Origin of the sequence: Enterovibrio norvegicus FF-33, from assembly GCF_000286835.2 — a bacterium.
Taxonomy (GTDB): Bacteria; Pseudomonadota; Gammaproteobacteria; order Enterobacterales; family Vibrionaceae; genus Enterovibrio; species Enterovibrio norvegicus_A.
This window is the reverse complement of record NZ_AJYD02000038.1, coordinates 2,894,886-2,914,856: the sequence shown is the minus strand read 5'-3', so window position 1 is coordinate 2,914,856 and position 19,971 is coordinate 2,894,886. Positions and strand designations below refer to the sequence as shown.

General features: G+C 41.0%; 15 protein-coding genes. 11 read left to right on the top strand and 4 right to left on the bottom strand.

The genetic code is table 11. From position 1 onward, the window contains the following. Positions 1 to 2: 2 nt before the first annotated feature. Together A1OO_RS20950 and A1OO_RS20945 are read left to right on the top strand one after the other, a co-directional pair. Entirely contained in the window at positions 3 to 3,383 is a 3,381-nt protein-coding gene (locus A1OO_RS20950; protein WP_017004326.1) for a hypothetical protein, read from the top strand. Then, positions 3,376 to 4,017 carry a hypothetical protein gene (locus A1OO_RS20945; RefSeq protein WP_017004325.1) on the top strand — a complete coding sequence of 214 codons (642 nt, stop codon included), beginning with the start codon at positions 3,376 to 3,378 and terminating at the stop codon, positions 4,015 to 4,017. The genes A1OO_RS20950 and A1OO_RS20945 overlap by 8 nt, the downstream gene beginning before the upstream one ends. Positions 4,018 to 4,306: 289 nt before the next feature. On the opposite strand, the gene A1OO_RS20940 is transcribed toward A1OO_RS20945, so the two are convergent. After that, complete coding sequence (locus A1OO_RS20940) at positions 4,307 to 4,684, bottom strand: hypothetical protein (protein WP_017004324.1); 378 nt, start codon at positions 4,682 to 4,684, stop codon at positions 4,307 to 4,309. A 364-nt stretch (positions 4,685 to 5,048) separates the two neighbouring features. On the opposite strand from A1OO_RS20940, the gene A1OO_RS20935 reads away from it, so the two are divergent. Genes A1OO_RS20935 through A1OO_RS20925 form a run of 3 tightly spaced genes read left to right on the top strand, consistent with a single transcriptional unit; the run spans position 5,049 to position 9,373 of the window. Continuing rightward, positions 5,049 to 6,347, top strand: a complete 1,299-nt coding sequence (locus A1OO_RS20935; RefSeq protein ID WP_017004323.1) for an ABC-three component system protein — start codon at positions 5,049 to 5,051, stop codon at positions 6,345 to 6,347. Further along, entirely contained in the window at positions 6,331 to 7,035 is a 705-nt protein-coding gene (locus A1OO_RS20930; RefSeq protein ID WP_017004322.1) for an ABC-three component system middle component 1, read from the top strand. Before A1OO_RS20935 ends, A1OO_RS20930 begins: the two co-directional genes overlap by 17 nt. Beyond that, positions 7,019 to 9,373, top strand: coding sequence for an AAA family ATPase (locus A1OO_RS20925; RefSeq protein WP_017004321.1), 2,355 nt, complete (start codon positions 7,019 to 7,021; stop codon positions 9,371 to 9,373). Before A1OO_RS20930 ends, A1OO_RS20925 begins: the two co-directional genes overlap by 17 nt. A 444-nt stretch (positions 9,374 to 9,817) precedes the next feature. Here A1OO_RS20925 and A1OO_RS20920 read toward each other — a convergent pair whose 3' ends face one another. Next, on the bottom strand, positions 9,818 to 10,024 hold the full coding sequence (locus A1OO_RS20920) for a helix-turn-helix domain-containing protein (protein ID WP_017004320.1): 207 nt from the start codon (positions 10,022 to 10,024) through the stop codon (positions 9,818 to 9,820). Positions 10,025 to 10,115: 91 nt separating this feature from the next. Between A1OO_RS20920 and A1OO_RS20915 the strand changes: the two genes are divergently transcribed. From A1OO_RS20915 to A1OO_RS20895, 5 genes are all read left to right on the top strand, one after another. Then, positions 10,116 to 10,664, top strand: a complete 549-nt coding sequence (locus A1OO_RS20915; protein ID WP_017004319.1) for a hypothetical protein — start codon at positions 10,116 to 10,118, stop codon at positions 10,662 to 10,664. Next, positions 10,658 to 12,049 (top strand): DEAD/DEAH box helicase, encoded by a 1,392-nt coding sequence (locus tag A1OO_RS20910; RefSeq protein ID WP_017004318.1) that lies wholly within the window; start codon positions 10,658 to 10,660, stop codon positions 12,047 to 12,049. Before A1OO_RS20915 ends, A1OO_RS20910 begins: the two co-directional genes overlap by 7 nt. A 379-nt stretch (positions 12,050 to 12,428) precedes the next feature. After that, positions 12,429 to 13,235 (top strand): DUF2971 domain-containing protein, encoded by an 807-nt coding sequence (locus tag A1OO_RS20905; protein WP_017004317.1) that lies wholly within the window; start codon positions 12,429 to 12,431, stop codon positions 13,233 to 13,235. Positions 13,236 to 13,348: 113 nt separating this feature from the next. Beyond that, positions 13,349 to 14,356, top strand: coding sequence for a PIN domain-containing protein (locus A1OO_RS20900; protein WP_017004316.1), 1,008 nt, complete (start codon positions 13,349 to 13,351; stop codon positions 14,354 to 14,356). 157 nt (positions 14,357 to 14,513) lie between these two features. Then, complete coding sequence (locus tag A1OO_RS20895) at positions 14,514 to 15,137, top strand: hypothetical protein (protein ID WP_017004315.1); 624 nt, start codon at positions 14,514 to 14,516, stop codon at positions 15,135 to 15,137. Positions 15,138 to 15,482: 345 nt separating this feature from the next. On the opposite strand, the gene A1OO_RS20890 is transcribed toward A1OO_RS20895, so the two are convergent. After that, positions 15,483 to 16,151 (bottom strand): hypothetical protein, encoded by a 669-nt coding sequence (locus A1OO_RS20890; protein WP_017004314.1) that lies wholly within the window; start codon positions 16,149 to 16,151, stop codon positions 15,483 to 15,485. Between the two features lie 4 nt (positions 16,152 to 16,155). Then, positions 16,156 to 17,304: an AAA family ATPase gene (locus A1OO_RS20885; RefSeq protein WP_017004311.1), complete on the bottom strand. Its 1,149-nt coding sequence runs from the start codon at positions 17,302 to 17,304 to the stop codon at positions 16,156 to 16,158. 1,284 nt (positions 17,305 to 18,588) lie between these two features. Here A1OO_RS20885 and tig point away from each other — a divergent pair. Continuing rightward, entirely contained in the window at positions 18,589 to 19,890 is a 1,302-nt protein-coding gene (tig, locus tag A1OO_RS20880) for a trigger factor (protein ID WP_016961007.1), read from the top strand. The last annotated feature ends 81 nt before the right edge of the window (positions 19,891 to 19,971 follow it).

Here is a 19,971-nt window from a genome sequence, read left to right as displayed (position 1 = left end):
CAATGGCCTCTCCTAGTTACACTGATGAATATCTCGAACTAGTCGGTCAATCTTTGGCTGGAGATATTGAATATTTTAGCTCAACAAAGCCTCCGGCTCGAAACATGAATCAGAAGATGTGGACAGTGTGGTGGCTCCGCAATAATGTTACTACGTGGGCGCCTGAAATGGTGGAAACCTTGCTGAATAATGTGTCTGTTGCTTCGAGTTGGGATAATGTCATGGACGAGATATTTCCGTACAATGGGATATCTGCGCCGAGCAAGAAGTTCTTTCGCTCTTCACTTCTATCATTAGTAACTAACTGTGCTAGAAAGAAAGTAGCACCAATCCCGGCTCATTTAAGATGGGATACTGATGTTGTGGAAGAGATCCATGGTTCTAGCCCACTAAGCCTTTGCTACCCAAGGCTTGCTTTGGAAGTGCTAGCTGAAAGTTCGAAGATTCGACAGGAAAAGTACAAAGGGATTATTACTCCGAAGTTAACTGGGTTTGATATCAAACCTAAATCATTAAGTGCGAATGCGAACCAAATTGCACGATATATGCTATGTCGTGGAATCGAGTCATTCAATGAAATGACTGTTGAGAGTTTTGTATCATTTCGAATTGAGCAACTTATCGATAGGCCAACAACAGATATCCCTTGGAAAATCCTTTGTGAAATCTATGAAAGACAGGGCCTCCTTCCAAGTGGATGGGTTGAAAAGGTCATTGAGGAGTACAGTTTTTCTCAACCTGCGGCATTGATGAAAGCGGCAGAAAGAAATGGCTCCGAAGAAATAAAACGTAGCGGTTATATCTCAAATGTATTCGGCGAGTTCAAATTGGACTCCGGAAGTACAAAGAAACAAGTGCTTAGCAGCATCTATTCTAAGGGTGTGGTGCGAGTCTATGTCCCAGAAGGTAGAGAAAATATTGTTTCATTTGGCGAGTTTATGATTAACAGAAAGCTTGACCATTTTGCACACCAGCACCTTTCGGATGAAAATGCTTGGAAAAAGGTTGAGTTATCATGGACAAGCATCACTGATATTGAGCGTTCAACAGAAAAGGTTCGCTCAAATATGCTGCTATATCTCAATGCTTATCTATTTGAATATTTACCGTGGTTCTTTGAAAAGCATCCCAATGTATTATTTGAATATCCTGATACTCCAAGCAAATTTTTGGGGAGTGTCTTTGTAAAGACTGATCCTGTTCTTGATTCTGAATATAAAAAACAAGCTAAAGTACTTGGTAAAGAAGTGATTTATCCGGTTTCGTTGTTATCCTTCGCTGATGGGCTGATTAATTCTTCAAGAATGAAAGTGACGAAAAAAAATATTGGTAATGGCTTGAGGGATGCTTGCTCAGGCCTAAGAAGATTCTTCGATTTCATTCAAGCAAGGTATAGCGATATCGATGGGTTTGCCATAAAGAGCAACCCAATTATACCCTTGAAAAATGTTGGTTATAGGCGTTCAGGTAAGACCGTTAAAGAGACCTTTAATCTAGGGTATTGGATTGCTTTTCGTATATTTATTAAAGAAGTAGCTAAAGGTTTAATGTTTGCGGCTTCAAAAGAAGTGATAAAAGCACTTGCTCCTCATGAAGGAAAGAAACTATTAGAATATAATCGTGAACTTACCAAGATAAAGGGGTTTGAACACCTTGATCTTGTTACTTACTCATCAAATTTCGACCGCATCACTATTCCTAGCGCAATTAAAATAGGCAGCAAAATGCTTGATATAGGTGAGATTTTTTCACCTGAATTTCGGTATATGCGTACTAAGACTAACAATATAGGTCAGAGCGCTAGGAAGGTGACATTGCCTAACTACCAAAGCCTTCTGGTTCTCAATGTATCTGCATATGCTGGACAGCGCTCATCTAACGGTGCTCACTTATGTGCTGATACATTCGACCAAGACTATATTCGAACTGCAGCTGAAAACCCCGTTGACGTTCTTGTACCTCTGCGTATAAGAACTGACAAGATTAAAGCGAATGGCTTAGAAAGCACCATCCAAGAGGATGTGATGATTATGCTGCGTCACGCCAAGGAAATCCGTAAACACTATTCCCATAAGGCTTTCACAGACCCAAGAGCCTATCAAAATAATGATCTTTCTGTTCACGGACATTTTAGGCCATTACTTCAGTCAACTACGGGGCACTCTGACATACACCCCAATATGGGGGCTTATGTCTTTATGTATGAAAAATGGCTTAAAAAGCATGGAATAGAATTCGACTCGAAGCTAGTTTTAACTCCTAACAATCTTACAGTTGAGCAATATGAGACTGTTAGAGAACATGGCTTAGAAGAAATAGCCAAAGTTATGCTGATTGAGTATGAGGATTTAGATGAGCCAATTCCTTTTACTCCGCTAACGCCAAAAACACCTCTGACACCACACAGTTTACGTGCCCAACTGGCCACATTCATAAAAATCACAACAGGTGATAACGAAGCTGTAAGGATGTTCACTGGGCAAACAGATGGCACGATTGGCTATTACACCAAAGCAACGCCTGAAGATGAAGCAAACCTATCTAGGATAGCGAGAAAAATTAAAAATAGCAGTGATGTGGTACCTGTACTAAAAATGAGTATCACCGAGGGTGTTCTTACACAAATGTTTGATGAGATAAATTGGACTAATAACGATATACCTTTTTTCGCAGAATCAGAGATGGCTCTTAAAGTCTTCAGAGACTCAGGTGGTCGTGGTTTGGCAATCAACCATACTCACATTTGCCCTTATGACAATAAGTGCCCAGAAGAGGTTGTCAATTTGCATGGTTACATGAACTGTCATGAATGTAGTCATGCATGTATCACTAGCCACAATAGATTTGCCATCGCGGCTGCAGCCCGCAGAGCACTTGATGAAATGCAGGAATATTCTGGGATGATTCTTGTCTCAAGCAATGAATCCGAAAAGCAGCAGCTAAATGTTAAGTATTTGGAGCAAGTACATATTGCTTCTTGTTGGATTGCCAGGCACAACCACATCAGGAATAACCCAGATAAGTTTGTCATTGCTGGCTTTGATGCCTTGAAGCAGTACAGCTATGTACCGGCGAGCAAAGTTTCAAACGAGTTGTTAGCTAAGATGACAGAGGTAAGTGGTGTACCGTCATTGCAGAGTAATGCGCTGAAGAAAGTAGCTGCTATGATTGCACACAAAATTAACAACAATGTTAGCCAAAAAACAATGCCTGCATTATCTGCTGAAACACAATTCATACTGCGGTATGACCCCGTTAGTTATGTAGTTAACAACCTTAGTATGTTAGCTCAGCTTCATAATACAACGCCTGAATGTTTAATTGAACAAACTACTATGTCTAATCAGGATGTTTCCTTTATTGAGGTGCTCAAACTTGTCTAAAGAAGTCAAAAGCCATGATGAAATGCGCTTAAAACAAATGAAGACTGTTAGCGAGCGAAAAGAGGTCTTAAAAGATATTCTTCATGATATGAATTGTGATTATTACGATTCATTTACTGCTCTTACAGAAGCTGTTGCATCTCGGTATCAAGAGATAACGAACACCCTTATGAGTGGATCAACGATTAGAAGGAAAAATAGTGCATATAGGGCGTTGGTAGAGAGCTACTACAAGACAGAAGCGCGCGTACAAGCAAGATATCAAGATCGTGAATTTCAGTTGGAGCAAGAGTTATTGCTTACTCAGCTTGATTTGGCCAATGCAATTGAAGAGCTTAAAGAAACTCGGCGGGCTCTTCAAGTGGCTCATTCCAAAATGGATAATGTGTGGATTGAAGATATTAATTCTCGAACAGAAGGTGGTGTTAAAGAGGAATACCCTTCCGGAGAGGTAGCGGCCTACAAAGTATTACTTGAACTTGTTAAAGCGTTTGATGAATATGGCGTGTCAATCGATGGTTATAACATATCAAAGCTCGATATGAATTTTAATACCAAGAGTCTAGTTTTGAACGAAAAATGTCCTCAGTTCTTTAAGTGGTACAGGGAGTATAAGTTACAGATTAAGGGCTAATTGGTTGAGCTTGGATACAGACCAACCTAGCGCATTGAGTTTCGATGAAAACCTCGCCTTCCTAGTTAAATTTTACGTGCATTATCATGATTTTAATTTTTCACAACTCAATTTCTTATAGCTGGAAATATAATTAGCTAGGGATTGAATGATAGTGAGGGTAATAAAATTTTTGATTGATAAGCTTAGTGATAAAAATAAGAAAGAACTGATTAATCTGCTCCCCCAATTATATTCAATTCAAACTAATGTGGTAATGAGTTCAACAAGTTACACATTATATCAGCCATTATTCTTCAACGTTCGGCTTAGTGGGTATGGTTACCACATCTATATCTAGCTTTGCAGCATCGATTGCAGCGGTTAACCTTTTTAAGTATCTGTGCTTGGTTCGTTCATCTACAATTAGAACGATACCTGCCTTCCGTCCTGTTTGTGAGCTGTAATAAATCGATTGACCTATGGCTTCTGCCCATTTGTGACCAAAATCATATTCGATAGCGTGATTAGCTGTCAGGCAATCTATCCTCGTTAAGTCAGGCAAGACATACTCAATTTCCCCTTTACAGTAGTGGTTTATATAATCAGCTTCCTTCCATTCTGCCTGGGCCTCTGAAGCAGAGATGAGCGCTAAAAGGGATATCGCTATTTTCTTAATTAATATCAAATTTTTCCCTGGTTAGGTGTAATCGTCTTATACCCCAACTAAAATCGCTTTGATAGCGCATACATAAAATCATGTGAGGAGCAGAACGCATTATTGCCCCAATTCGTGTTAGCGCTCAACTTTAAACAGCTTACCTTTTTCTATGGCAAAATACCTGCTATTCAAGTCATATCCAAACTTGGTGCCTGCTCATTTTTTCACCAAACGGCCGCCACTTTGACCTAATTCAAGTCCGCTATTATATGCTTGGTGGTATATTTTATTAATTATATTAAACACTTGATGGTTAGTTGTTTTCCGGAAGCGTTACGAATTCTCGTGAGTGCTTTGTGGGTGACCCAGATTTCAGGTGACAGGAAATTATATGACTCAAAACCACCAGGACGACCCTCATACAGCGGTTTCAACATGGAGTGGGTTTGTATATCAGGGAAAGCTCGCTCTGTATCATTGTCTTCGGTTAATGACTAATGACTATGAGGCGAATCGCGATCTTAAACTGCAGTTGGAAAGTCAGGATGATTTTGCGATTTTCCGAGCAAACCAGTGCCTATCATTGCACCAAGTCAAAGCGTACAAGGCTACGGTGTTTTCTGGCTATCGCGCAGGTATTAATAGCCAAAAGGAAAATGCCACAGAACGGGGCATCCAAACGGCATATTTTCACGTTGCTCGTGAAATAAGGGATCTACCAGAATCATTCGAACAGGAATACCAACCTGTAGCGTTGTATCGCTACCCATTACAACCAAGTGCGGAGCAGGAGCATACCAAGCTTTATTGTCCACTGGATGAGGTTGATAGGTATATTGAAGCTCAGATCAGGGAAATGATATCAGTTGTAGGTTGTTTGTTTCCTTGGAAAACAATGCTTTGCACTTCAATCCGAGAGACCCTCGAAGCGATAGTGAACACTAAAGTTGTCATGGTACATCACCAGATACACCAATCAAATCGGAACCAGACAGCGATTGCAGCTAATGAGTTTATCGAGTTTTCGGATATCTATGAAATTCTGGAAGCTGACGATTATGAGCAATTTAACAATGAAGAGTATTTCCTTAGCCGCTTGCAAATTGATATTGGAGCTTACTATCAAGAATTCTGCGAGCAGCACGATACGATAACACAAGCAGCATACGACAAGTTAGATGACTGCATAGCAGCAATCACCGACTTGGATAGCCAAGGTATGAAGGCATTTCTTCGCGCAACGATGCCACATCGAAAAGGGCGATTTACCACACTAAGTGAGTTTAAGGACCAAACGCTTGACCGTGACTCGATGAGACAGGGGCTGTTTACGATTTTCCATAAGTTGGTTAAGGCACAGAGACCAGACAGTGAAAGGGTTCATTTCGCATGGCAAGTTGACGGTCGATTCTATTATCCAACAGGGATTCATACTGCAGCAGAACATCAAGACGTGGTCTGCCATGATATTTTGCAACAGGCACTTGAGGAAAATGTTGAGTGCTTATTTGAGTGTGGGGCTTTGATTACCAGCGCTATAGATAGGCCATCTATTACTTATGTGAAAATTGGTGTGGATGCCACGGAAGAAGAAACGTTTATAGGAACTAGTATCGGCAGGTTTCAGCAGGTGGGGCTGGTTTCTTTGAATAATGTACCTGAGAGCTTAAAAGATGCAGAAGTTAATTGAAAAGTTGTTCGAATTGCAGGGGATGGAGCGAAAAGCTCTACCTGAATTGGAGTTGTATGAATACAGCGAGCCGATTAAAACGGGTTACTGGCTGGTGATTCATGGTGAGCCTGATCTTTCTCCTGAACTTCAGGCAAATTGGTTGAGCGACTGCAAGAAAACGACGGTAGACCCTGCACTTGAGAAAAATATTAACTTGTTGATTGCATGGCAAACCGAAAGTTTGAATGAGAAAACCAGTAAAATGGTACATCACGCAGAAGAGGATAGTTACTTCTTTAAAAAGCATGTTTTACCTTATACGTCTGATGAACTGGAAGCTTTACAGCTGATAGTTGAACAGGATGGGCTGGAGTCAGTGTTTCGCAATGTTCTGACTGATACTCAGACATTTACCGCATACAAAGCACAGTACAATCAGGGAGGCTGGCAAAGTTTGCTGTACAGGTTGGCGATAAAGGTATCAGCACTTACGATTCAAGGCTCAAGTAAAGCGGATCTAACCAACCTTGAACAGAATATTCAGGAAAAAGTCTTGAAGTCGCCCAATGCTGAGATTTTGAGAGCGACTGAACTGGCTCTCTCGGCTATAACTGACCAAAATCCCTTACATGAAATCACCCCAGAAAATTTACTAGCACTTATGACTGAAGAATTAGGCAGGAATGGCTATGAACTTGACTGTTAAACGTCTAGTAATCCAGAATTTCAAACTTTTTGAACGTCGTGAAATAGTCATTGATAACGATCGCCTGATTGTTCTCGATGGTCCCAATGGCTTTGGCAAGTCATCGTTTTTTGATGCTTTAGAGTTGCTATTGACTGGGACTATTCGGCGTTACGTCGAGCTAGAAGATCTTACGGTGGATGGGCGCAGCCAGAAACTAGGATGCCCATGGCTATTTAATAAAGCAAAAGCGGGATCGTGGTTATCCATACGTGCGGAAGTGGTAATAGACGAACAAACCAAGTTCTTTGAACGGGCGGCTTGTAAGAATGAACTGGATAAGCATAAGGGACTGAAGGAATTAAAGTTACCGTTATATGAATTAACGGCTCTGGAAGCTGAGCGTAATGTACCGGTTTCCGATGAGGAGGGATATCTTTCTGAGTTACAAGGGGCGGAGTATAAGCGAGACTTTGAATTGTTCCACTATGTGGAGCAGGAAGAAAATACTCGGTTACTGAAACAGAAAGAAAAAGATCGCCAGCTACAGATCGCTCACCTGTTTGAAATTGGGGAGATCCAACAGAAAATCAATAATATCAACCTGTCATTTGGCAAAATCGGTAAGTTATGTGGCACGCAAAAAACGCAGGAGGTTAAAGCACTAAAAGCCAAATGGGAAACGGCTAAACAGCAACTGTTACCGGATGGTGAGCCTGTTAATTATAAACGATTAATCAATGTTACCGATCAACCCTGGGATCGGGAAGTTTTAGAGTGTGAAGTTCAACAGTTTGAGCAATGGCTATCAACGGATGGCGAGTTGTTCCGTATAGGGAGATTTATTAAGAATTTTGTAAATTATGAAAATCATATTTACAACCATGAACTTACAAGAAATCTCCTGCCGCAGAAAGAGTTACAGCAGCGGATGCTTATGTTTGTCCATCGTATCCCTCATAAGCAGACGTGGGAGCTAGAATTACAGCGATATGACGCAGCTATACGGATAACTGATGCGTTTAAAGATATTGTGAAGGCTGTCAAACATGATCAGCTTACTTTTCCTCATGTCCTGACGGATCTACTCCCAGAGAATGTTACGCCGAGCGAGTTCGGTCGTCAGGTCGTACTCCTAAAACAGCATATGACCTCGATTGACAAACTGGATGAGAGCTTGGCTGGTCTGGTGTCGATGCGTGAGCAGTTGGTGAAAGCCTTTAAACAGCACCAGTTACATGGAGAACCCACAGAAGTTTGCCCTATATGTGGTCATAGCTGGGACTCAGTTGAAGCACTGCTTAAAGGGATCGAGAAACAGGGAGAAACACTACAGCTATTGGCTGAGCAGCAAAACGGTCAATTGACTGAGCAGTTAGCTGAATTTAAGCAGACATACCAGTTACCAATTGAGCAAGCACTGGGTATTTACTTACAACAACAGCAAGATAAGGTTGCTTTCAAACGTGAACTTGTTGCACTGAGTCAAGAGCAAATCCATTGGTTGCAGAATTACAGCCAGCAGTTGGGGGTGGCTGGAATTGAATTTCAGGATTTGCTAGTTGAGAGCTTTGATCAGAATGCTCAATTACAATTGTCTGAGTTGGATAAGCGAGTTCGGTCCAAGTTTAAACCAGTAGACGACAGCTGTCTTTATACTGATTTTGACAGCTTATATAGGGTAGTATTTAACAACGATTCGTCGGCGGTAAGGCAGGTAACGCTTAAGCAGATCGAGATGAAAACTAACTACATGCGACAGCAACAGTCTCTTGCGTCTTCAATATATGCAACGACTTGTGAGCAGGCGTATAGGGACGCTGACCAACAGGTGAAAAATGCCAGTAAGGTCAGAGGGCACCTGAAAAAGCTCAAGGAAATATACGAAAACGAAAAAAAACGCTATCTAGAATCCATTGTGAAAGAGATCGAAATCTTGTTTCATATTTATTCAGGCCGACTAATGCAAAGTTATCAACAAGGATTAGGGATCTTCATTGAGAACAATGGTAATTCGATTGCTTTCCATGAAACGCCAGGGCGAGACCATGATGTCGTGTTTTCCATGAGCTCTGGTCAACTTTCCGCTTTGGTTCTGTCTTTTACGTTAGCGCTTAATCAACGGTATGCGAAACACAGTTTATTGCTGATTGATGACCCAGTACAGACATTAGACGAAATTAATGTAGCAGGTTTCATTGAATTGTTGCGTACTGAGTTTGCAAACCGTCAGATTATTATCTCAACGCATGAGGATCGCATGTCTGCTTACTTCCGTTATAAGTACAAAAAATTCGGAATGCCAGTGGGCCGGATTAACTTTATGGAACAGGCACGCTTAGTCGTCGATACGCAATAGAAACAACGTACTACCTCTTCCTCAGTGAGGATGGACAGACTCATATTTGTTAAACAAGCTAATCTGAAGAGCCAAAGCTAGGTTTTGGCTCTAACAAGAAATTGTCCATACTCGTGTTATGCCGTTCTGGGGTGGCATTATTGCTCCCCAAAAGTGTCTGAAACTTTCTTTCTGGGAAAAACTTCGTAGATTGCAGTTTTACGTAAATATCAACAGATGGTTGTATCAACACATCCAATTTCTGCTTGTTCACGGTCGCATAGGCCGATACAAACTAAGACAAAGCTCAAATCACGGACTGTAACATCACAAACAGCCTTTAGCCTGTTTGTTTTAACTTCCAATGAGGATTATAAGCCTCATCACTGCTGCATAGTAGCTGATAAAAAACGAACCACTTTTACACGCGTTCAAGATCAAATCACTGCTGAACAAGCAGATAATTCAAGGAAGCAGGTCCCTTACATCACACTCTAGCACGGCCGAAATTTGGTAAGCCTTTTCGAGTGTGATGTTTACTTCACCTCTCTCAATTCTGCCCACATAACTTCTGTCAATGTCTGCGAGTAAAGCGAGCTTATCTTGAGAAATGCCTTTATCCCGCCGCACGTTCTTCAATCTGATGCCGAAACGCTTTGCTAAGTCTTTCATTTAAAACGGCTCACAAAATGAAAGACTATCCGTTCTTGATGCAAATATTACCACGGATTATAATCCGCAAAATTTTAAAGGTAGTACCGCAGTGACTAACAAAATTCGAATCGACAGTGCTATCTACGACGCACTTTCATCCAACATGTTTCACCAGTTCAAAGTGATTGATATAAGAGATCACATTCAATCAACATCCAACAAATTCGGAACCAAGCAATCGACGCGCCTATTTGTCGCTAGGCAGCTAAACAAGCTAGAAGGTAAAGGGCTTCTTACAAGCAGTGGTAACGGGAGAAGTAAGTACTTTATAAAATCAGAGCTATTCGATAGTGCCAACTTTCGACTGACAGATATACGACGACGAGCAGAAGAAACAGATACTGAATCACATCAAAGAGACATATCAATCCTCCTTGAGTTGGAGCAAGAAAAGAGAGACATCGAGTCTGAACTCACACTGGCGCTTGCTGAGATCAAGGAATACAAGACGTTGATGGGGCGCTCTGGAGAATTAAACAGCTTACTTGGTCCATATTATTCAACCGCCACTCAAAAAGCAGCGTCGCATTTAGCAAAGCTGAATGTTTGGTCAAAAGCGATCGAACTTACTAAACAAAGTAGGCCTGCACCATGCTGAGATCTTGGCAACATACCTGTATCACCAAAGCAATGACCAAATATCGAACAAACCAGCGTCATTTTTTAGTACAAGCAACACCTGGTGCAGGAAAAACGCTAATGGCTGCGCATTTGGCCAAAAAACTTGTCGATGAAAATATGGTCGATTTCATTGTCTGTATCTCCCCTTCAAAGTCAGTTTCAGCAAGCATTCAAGATACGTTCTCCAGTATGCTTTCGTGCCCGTTCAATGGGAAGATTGGTTCAAGAGGCTTTTCAATAACTTATCAGTCATTGAGGCATTTGGGTGACCAATTTTGGTCAACATTGGCCAAGTATCGTGTCTTATGCGTTTTCGATGAGATTCACCATTGTGCTGGCGATAATGAATTCAACACCAACTCTTGGGGCCATGAGATCCTATTCAGAATAGAGAGCGCATCTGCCTATACGCTTGCATTGACAGGCACGCCTTGGCGATCAGACTCAACGCCCGTTGCTCTCGCTTCATACTCTGATGCTGAAGGAAAGATCACATGTGACTATCAATATTCTTTGCATGAAGCCGTGTTAGACAAAGTTTGCCGCCGTCCAACGATCACTCTTATCGACGGTCAAAACTTGGTCTTGACAAAGGGAAACGAACCCACACAGACTTTTGATTCCTTGAGCGCTTTGTTCACTCGCGGAAAGATAAAATACCGAAACGTTCTTTATCATGAAATTGCTCTAGATAACGTTTTGAAGCTCGCGGTAAAGAAGTTGGCGTCGATTCGCCGACATAATCCTAACGCTGGCGGATTGATCGTTGCTGCCTCCGTAGGTCATGCAAAGCATATACAAGAGCTGCTTGTGAATTCATATCGGCAAACCACTGTACTTGTCACTTATAGACATGATAACTCTCAGTTACTTATCGATGAGTTCAGAACAAACGACTTGGAATGGATTGTCAGCGTCGGAATGGTCAGTGAAGGAACCGATATCCCGCGACTTCAGGTGTGTTGTCACCTCAGTAACGTTAAAACCGAGCTACATTTCCGCCAAGTCTTAGGGCGAATACTTCGAACAACAAGTGCTCCTAATCAAGAAGCGTGGCTGTATACATTCGCAGAACCTTCTCTGTTGGAGTTCTCGGAAGAAATCGAAAGAGACATTCCTGAAAGCTGCTTCTATGTAAAATTCAATCACCACACAAATGATACGATTTACGGTTCAAGTTTAAAGACTGCTCCCCTCATATCAGTGACGTCCGCGGACAATGTTAACGACCCAGTGAATATCGATTGGAACGCTACACCGAGCGTTCAAAAATCAAAAAACAGCACAAATAGCGTTTGCATCGATATTCAGCTCAATCAATTCAAAGAACGAGTCATTGAAGCGTTTCGCTACGTGAGTTAGTTGCACCTATTGTTACAACTAAGCCTATGGACAATGGGGGACTGTGTCAGAACTAGAAAACTGACACGGTTCTGCCCCAAAGTGAGTTGATACTTCGAGCATCTGAGCTCTTGAATTATCTCTCTGCGGCCAAATTTTTCTTATGCATTCCCCTGATAAAAGCACACGTCATTGGACATAGTAAAAATGTGCTCGTTCTTAGTACGCGACGCCCGAATTTTCCCATTCAGGTCGCAACCCAAAAAGTTAATCTACTGATTTTATGGAGATATATGGTAAGTTTGGATAACTGTACGCGGACTAATCGGGCGGCCCGTTTTTTGTACTAAACGGGCAAGTTGCCCGCTAATAAGTTGTTAGCTGCTAAGGAGTATGCACATTGATTCTGTATAAATACGTGTCATTTGAAGCAGGGATTAAAATTATAGAGAATAACTCTATAGGTTTTACTCAACCTCAGTTTTTTAATGACCCATTTGAGAGTGAAGCTTCTTATCCACCAGAAGAGTTAAAAGATCCAATTCAAAAAATCCGAAACAATATAAAGAAAGAAGCATGGAAAAATAGTACAGGGATACTTTCTTTGACAAGACAACCTTTGAATCCTTTGATGTGGGCTCATTATGGCAAGGAGCATAAAGGTATGGTTATTGGCTTTGATGTAACTTGTTCTGAATTTTCATGTGAAAGATCAAATCTTATTCCTGTTCAATTTGGAAATGTAATCTATACAGATAAAAGGCCTGTAAATAATTTTATAAGCACTCCAAAAGAAGCGATTGAAGTTGGAGGTACATTCCACTTCCCGTATGGTCAACTAGAACAACTACAACGTTTATTTCTTTATAAGCCAGCTTGTTGGGCATATGAGGAAGAAGTGAGAGTTGCAAAATGCCTAAAAGGATTAGACGAAGAAAGCTCAAATAAAAGTGGTGACTTTTCAGTAATTGAAATCCAAAACAGACCTTTATACCTTTTGAGTTTGAAGCCAGGAACTATCAAAGAGGTATACGTTGGTGCAAGATCTGAATATATGGGGCTAGATAAAGCTCTTGAATTAATAGGTATAGTAGAAGAGCATCAACCAGAAAGTAAATTGTTCGGTTGTGGTTTGAGTAAAGATAGCTGGACACTACAAAGTATCGATCTGGTAGAAGCAGCTAACAAGGCACTTAAACGCAACTAAAACAGTGGCTTAAGTTTTGATTCGCTACACATTATAAACCACTATTTTAGTCCGCTTAGTGCGGCGTTAACTTTGACGCATCTTTTCAACTCTGCTCTATTTAGGAAGAATAAATGCATTACCTAATGCTTGATACTTGTGTATTACTTGATATATCGACAAGAAAAAATGACTTGCCGATTGTTGCGGCTTTGGAAAGTTTAGTAAATTGTGGTCAAGTCACTTTAGTTATCCCAAGCTTAGTCATTGATGAATATGAACGAAATAAAGATGATGTGGCGGATAAGACTAGAAAACGCCTTTCTCAAGAGTTTAAGCAAGTAAAGAGTGTAATTAATGAGTTCGGTGGAGATGACAAAGATAAGGCCATTGAAATATTAAATGATGTGAATACACGCTTACCACTTTTGTCAGAGGCTAATTACGGAACGATTGCTAGAGTTGAAAAATTAATCAAAGAGTCGGTAAATTATCCTGTTTCAGATACTGCTAAACTTTCATCAGTCCAGAGAGCCTTAGATAAAAAAGCCCCTTTTCATATAAGTAAGAACTCTGTAGCAGACGCTATAATCATAGAGCTTTTCTCTGAGTATATTTCTGACAACGATTCAGAAGAGAATGTATTTGTTTTTATAACTCATAATCACAATGATTTTTCTTCAAAAGATCATCGCCAACCGCATGAAGATTTATCGGAAATATTTCAAAAGGATAATGTGCATTACTGCAATAACGTTGCGTCTGCAATTTCTCTAATTGATGATGAATTTCTAGATGAAGTTCAGTTTGAGTATGACTTCACAGAGGAAACTCGTGGCCTAAGTGAAATTCTCAATGCAATGGATGAGTTTGTAGATAAAATTTGGTTTAACCGACATTGTAATCGTGCGTACCATATTGAAAATGGGAATATCGAGATTGCTCCAGATGGTACGGAAAGATATGGTAATGATGTGATATATGAAAGCATCTGGGCTGGAGCGATAAAGTCTGCGCAACGAGTAACCGAAAAATATGATGATACAGGCCCTTGGGATGATTTCGAATGGGGAATGTTAAATGGCAAGCTATCTGCACTTCGCTGGGTCCTAGGTGATGATTGGGATATGCTTGATACGTAGAAAAAGTTAACAAGCGCCTGCAATCTGACCTCCGGCCACTGTCACCTTTTTTGCCAAAACCCCGGAAAAAAAACGCCAGTAGCTTCCGGCAGTTAAGGCGGGCGTTAAGTGCCTAGGTGAGTTTATCGAACCATCAAATAGTAAAAGGAGAATGTGATTGAGACTTGGTCGAGTAAAAGTAGACGATTTGTTCGCAACAATAGATTGGTGTTTGAAAAAAACGTTTCCAACAGATTATGATTCTCGGTGTCTTTATACGGCTTGCGCAATATATTCGATACTGAAAAAAGAAGGTGTTAGTTCCATTATTGTTGGGGGTAATGTTGGCGCATTCACAATGTCAATCGATGGGCGTCAAGCTTCCTTAGAGGGCTTTGCTGGTTCCAATCGTGATCAACCAAGTCATTATTGGGTGGAAGTCAACGATGTGTTACTGGATCCAAATGTTTCTTATCTACCTAAAAGCTCGAAAGTACCAAGAGTCCCAATGCCAATGATTGCTTGGGAGCGAAAAGGTTCATTGCCAAAGAGTCTACAATATAGAGACCAAATTCGTTACGACGAAAATGTAGAGTTTAGGTTTCCAGATGACATAGCCGAGCATATCAGTAGCTTTGTAGATATGTGCCAAAAAAGGTATTCATCGAAAGCAGCAAAGAAGAAAATCTCAGGCTTCATAATTTCTTCACCGGAAAATTTACATCAGTATGCAATTTCGGGTAACAAATGGGCAATGGGAGCTATTCGCTTTCAATCAATGCCGTCAGTGCCAACTATTTAACATTGTAGTAAAGGTACTTAACACATATGAGCCCTTCTCCGGTCAATAGGCAATAGCATTCTTTTGGCTGCATTAGCAGCCAATGCTCTCGAACAACAAAGTCGTCTACTCCGTTTTCCCCTACCTGAATTTATCCGAACTGTGCTGTCGGAAACGCAATTCCTAACTCATAAATGTCCATAAGCGTGTCCGGCAGATCTGTTCTGGCACGTTTATGTCCAAACCCGTGATAAACCGATCGGTTCTGGCACGTTTATGCCCCAAAACAAGTTATAACAAGGTTGGCAAAGTAACTTAGGGTAGCTATTTTCCTTACCTTTTCTAATAGTACTATGTATGAAAATACTACTCAGCCATACCAATAAAGTCATGCAATACAGGTCCTAATTCCTCATCTTCCATGATGCACCAACTTATAAATGCACTGTATGGTGAAGTAGCTTTGAGAAGTAGCTTTATGCGCTCAACAGCACTAGCTTTTTCTTCTGGCAAAGCAACAGGGTCATAGTAATTGCTTAATTGTTTTAAGAGCAGGTTGTATTGATCAAACACTCTCCTTCTTAGGAACGAAGCTGAAACCGCTTTGTTAGGTGTGTGTTCACTGTTAAAAACTTTGTCCAAGAGTTCAGCTGTTAAATTAGTTTTATCATCATCATGTTGAGCTTCAATTTGAAGCCGTTTTGCGTATGGAGTCGATGGTGGTAAATGTTTAACAGCGCGAACAACATCAGTGCCTGGATCACAGCAGTCGAGTAGCTCATCATATTTAGCAAGCTTTATGTTGTTACAACGCCCACATGAGAAGTACAAGTTATTCCAATCGAACTTTAAATCTTCGTCACCCTCATGTGGTATGAAGTGTTCAACATTTATGTCTTGAGGCTCACAAGTTTCACAGATATAGCATTTTTTGTGGAATACTATGTTTAGCGCATTCCATACATCTTCTGAGTCGTACTTTCGTTTACCAGCTAGCGAAGCAGGAGTTGGTACATTTTTTACCACATTGAACATACTACTACCTCTTTGCTTTGTTGATAGCTAGTTTTGCTGAATTAACAAAGTAGAGTGATTCAGAATCCAGTGAATCTTCATCTTGCGGGAGCTTATCTAAAAGTGATTGAACGTCATCAAGGTTAATAGGATTTTTTTCTAACAACTTAGCTAGTGCTTCGATGTTTTGTTGAAGTAAGTTAGAAATTGGAAGTACGCCAAACAAGCCTTCTAAAACAGATTCATAAGAATACATAGATAGATCTTCGACTTGCTCTAGTTTTGATAGGTCGTAAATTACGGCATCATCTACAGATGAAACTACAAACGGTGAATGTGTAGTCACAATAAACTGCACTTTCGGGAATGCGTTTTTAAGGAAAGCTAGAATTTTTTTCTGTAATGATACATGAAGGTGTGCGTCAATCTCGTCAATTAAAATGATTCCTGTTATGTCATCTGGGTCTATTAAACGTAATGACACCTTAGTAATTAAATCAGCATACACTGCCATGATTGAAGAGAATCCAGATGACAAGCTTTGAAAGGTGTAGGGGTCTTTGTGTGGCTGATGAATCTCAAAAGAAAATGAGTCCGATTGGAAAACTAATCTAAGCTCTTCATCTTCAAAGAGGTTCTGTAAATCCGCCTCTAGCTTCTTAAACCATTTATCAATGCGATCCGCTTCTACTGGGTCATTGTTGATTTTCTTGGATTCAGAAAAAGCTTGATTGGCAATACTTGTGACGAGGAACTCTTCAAAGAGGGATGAGGCAGTCTGTTTATTGTGTGGCCTTGTTACAGAATTTCGGTCTTTTTCCTTAAGGCTACTCATTGATGTAACTGATGATGGTTTCAAAATATCTGACTTTCTTCCCGCTTCGAAAGAAAGAAGGAGCGCTTGAAAATCTTTGTGCTTTAAAACAAACCCCTCCAGATCAGATAAAATTATTGGTGGTTGCTTGGCTTCTTTTATTTTCTGAACAGTATTTTGTAACTGTTGAGCCCAAGAGTCATAAGACTTGTTTGCGGGCCCATCACGCTCCAGAGCCTGCTCGTAATTTGCCTTATCTCGTTCTAGTTGCTCTAAACTAGTGTTCTCTTTCTTGACTATATATTGATTTAATTTTTCGTAAAGATAGTTGAGTAGTTGAGTAGTTGAGTCTTGCCGCAACCATTTCCGCCAGTTAAAATCAGTGTTTTTCCATTGACATTGATGTCTACTTCCTTATTTGAATAAGGGATTTTAGTTTTAATTTTAGTCAGATAGCCAGACATAATATTACCTCAAAAGATACTAACTCGATTCTATACCAAAAAAATTAAGAAGTACTTAGCTTCTTAAAGAGGAGGCTACACTACTTTAAGCTAGTAGGATTGTATCTTAATACACTATCAGTATGAACTTTGTACAAAGCAACTTCGCCATACTTGAAATAATTCATGATTTACTAATTTAGAGAAATTACTGACATGTTTCTGTTCACTTGTGAGCTAACCACGATGTGTAGAGGTGAGTCTAATTAGGTGTGTTCAAGTTGAAGGCAGTCAAGTAGTCGACGACGATTTAGCTAATTGTATAAATACTTATAGACATGATAGTGTCAAACTTTCTAGCAGAGCTTGGAATGGTGGTCGGGGGGCAATAGGACACTATAAACTTGGTAGTATTTTGGGTCCGTCTTTTGTATCTAGTTGACAGGAATACCGCGAACGGCTGGCTATAAAGAGGGATCCGTTGGGCTGTTTTACTTCTGGCAGGTTCGCATGCTTGCACTAGGTTGCACTGGCCGAGATATTTACGTTTGCACTCAAGTGCATCTATAAATTATCGCGGATGGGTTGACGGATAGATCTGTATTTCTTTTGTTGAGCGCATACAAAAAGGGCAAGAGCCCTTGTCCTCTCTGTGTTCTGTTAAGTTACGCCGATTGAGAAATATTAATGTGAGACGGCGACATTACCTACTCACCTACCTTGTGGAGATAGGATTTATACCCTATAAGGGATCGAATCCTGTAGGGCGTACCAATTTCCTTCCCCCGAGTTCCTTTGTTCGCTTCACTCTCTTAAACAGTCAAACTCCTTGTTCCCGAATAGAATTTTTTCAGGGAAGAGTAGATCCTAAAACCTAGGCCCCTATTATCTAAGATCTATGCCTTAATACCCTAAAAACCTTCGTTATACCCCTTGAATTCCATTTTCACGCCCCAATCTCACAGAAACACGACGATGGACCCAGCCTGTCTCGACTCGGCAGGGCAGTGTCGCTATAATGGCGCGTCTAAAAAACCACACCTCGTATTTTGAGGTTATTTGATACAAGCGTTTTATCGCTTTGTACGCAAATTCACAGGCGCTATGGCGATCGAATCGCTGTAGCACGAAAGGATGCTACCGGCTGGAGCCGGGCAACATCACTCAGCTAATCTGAGTAAGTTTTGAGGTTAAATATACAATGCAAGTTACCGTTGAAACCACAGAAGGCCTGCAGCGCCACCTGAATATTACTGTTCCAGCAGCAAACATCGAAGATGCAGTGACTGCTGAACTACGCAACATTGCTAAAAATCGTCGTTTCGATGGTTTCCGCAAAGGCAAAGTGCCTTTGAAAATGGTTTCTCGTATGTACGGCTCAGCAGTACGTAACGACGTGATGGGTGAAGTGATGCAGCGTCATTTCATCGAAGCTATCATCAAAGAAAAAATCACCCCAGCAGGCGCACCGACTTTCACTCCAGTTGATGTTGAAGAAGGTAAAGATCTGGTATTCAAAGCGTCTTTTGAAGTTTACCCAGAAATCGCACTGAAAGATCTGGACAAAGTTGAAGTGGTTAAGCCACAAGCTGACGTTAACGAAGACGACGTTGCTGAAATGATCGAGACCCTGCGTAAGCAACAAGCGGGTTGGGCAGACGTTGATGCACCAGCACAAGCTGATAGCCGTGTCACTATCGACTTCATCGGTTCTATCGATGGCGAAGAGTTCGAAGGCGGTAAAGCTGAAGGCTTCGCGCTGGCTATGGGTCAAAACCGTATGATTCCAGGTTTCGAAGACGGCGTTGTTGGTAAGAAAGCAGGCGAAGAATTCACGATTGAAGTGAGCTTCCCAGAAGATTACCACGCTGAAAACTTGAAAGGTAAAGCAGCGAAGTTCGACATCACACTGCACAAAGTTGAAGCACAAGAACTGCCAGAATTGACGGCAGAGTTTGTTGCGCGTTTCGGCGTTGAAGACGGTAGCGTTGACGGCCTGAAAGCAGAAGTGCGTAAAAACATGGAACGCGAACTGAAGCAAGCTGTGAAAAACCGCATCAAAGAGCAAGTGATCGACGGTCTGGTTGAGAAAAACGACATCGACGTTCCTTCTGCTTTGATCGACCAAGAAGTGAATGTTCTGCGTCAACAAGCGGTTCAGCGTTTCGGTGGCAACATGGAAAACGCACCTGAACTTCCACGTGAGCTGTTCGAAGAACAAGCGAAACGTCGCGTTGTTGTTGGCCTGCTACTTGGTGAAGTGATTAAAGCTGAAGAGCTGAAAGCTGACGAAGATCGTGTGAAAGCACTGATTGAAGAAATGGCTTCTGCTTACGAAGATCCATCAGAAGTGGTTTCTTACTACGCGAAAGATCAGCGTCTAATGGAGAACATGCGTAATGTTGCTCTTGAAGAACAAGCTATCGACGCTCTGTTAGCTAAAGCACAAGTTTCTGAAAAAGCACAAAGCTTCTCTGAGCTGATGAACCCAGTTCAAGCATAAGTGCTAGAATTGTAGAGTGGACATTTGACTTAGAATTCACTCTTCTGATAACAATGGTCCGAATGAAGTATATTCATCCGG

Excerpts from the sequence above, each read along its gene's own strand:
- A1OO_RS20950 (WP_017004326.1), top strand. The coding sequence starts at position 3 with ATGGCCTCTCCTAGTTACACTGATGAATATCTCGAACTAGTCGGTCAA.
- A1OO_RS20935 (WP_017004323.1), top strand. The coding sequence starts at position 5,049 with ATGACTCAAAACCACCAGGACGACCCTCATACAGCGGTTTCAACATGG.
- A1OO_RS20930 (WP_017004322.1), top strand. The coding sequence starts at position 6,331 with ATGCAGAAGTTAATTGAAAAGTTGTTCGAATTGCAGGGGATGGAGCGA.
- A1OO_RS20925 (WP_017004321.1), top strand. The coding sequence starts at position 7,019 with ATGAACTTGACTGTTAAACGTCTAGTAATCCAGAATTTCAAACTTTTT.
- A1OO_RS20920 (WP_017004320.1), bottom strand. The coding sequence starts at position 10,024 with ATGAAAGACTTAGCAAAGCGTTTCGGCATCAGATTGAAGAACGTGCGG.
- A1OO_RS20910 (WP_017004318.1), top strand. The coding sequence starts at position 10,658 with ATGCTGAGATCTTGGCAACATACCTGTATCACCAAAGCAATGACCAAA.
- A1OO_RS20900 (WP_017004316.1), top strand. The coding sequence starts at position 13,349 with ATGCATTACCTAATGCTTGATACTTGTGTATTACTTGATATATCGACA.
- A1OO_RS20890 (WP_017004314.1), bottom strand. The coding sequence starts at position 16,151 with ATGTTCAATGTGGTAAAAAATGTACCAACTCCTGCTTCGCTAGCTGGT.
- tig (WP_016961007.1), top strand. The coding sequence starts at position 18,589 with ATGCAAGTTACCGTTGAAACCACAGAAGGCCTGCAGCGCCACCTGAAT.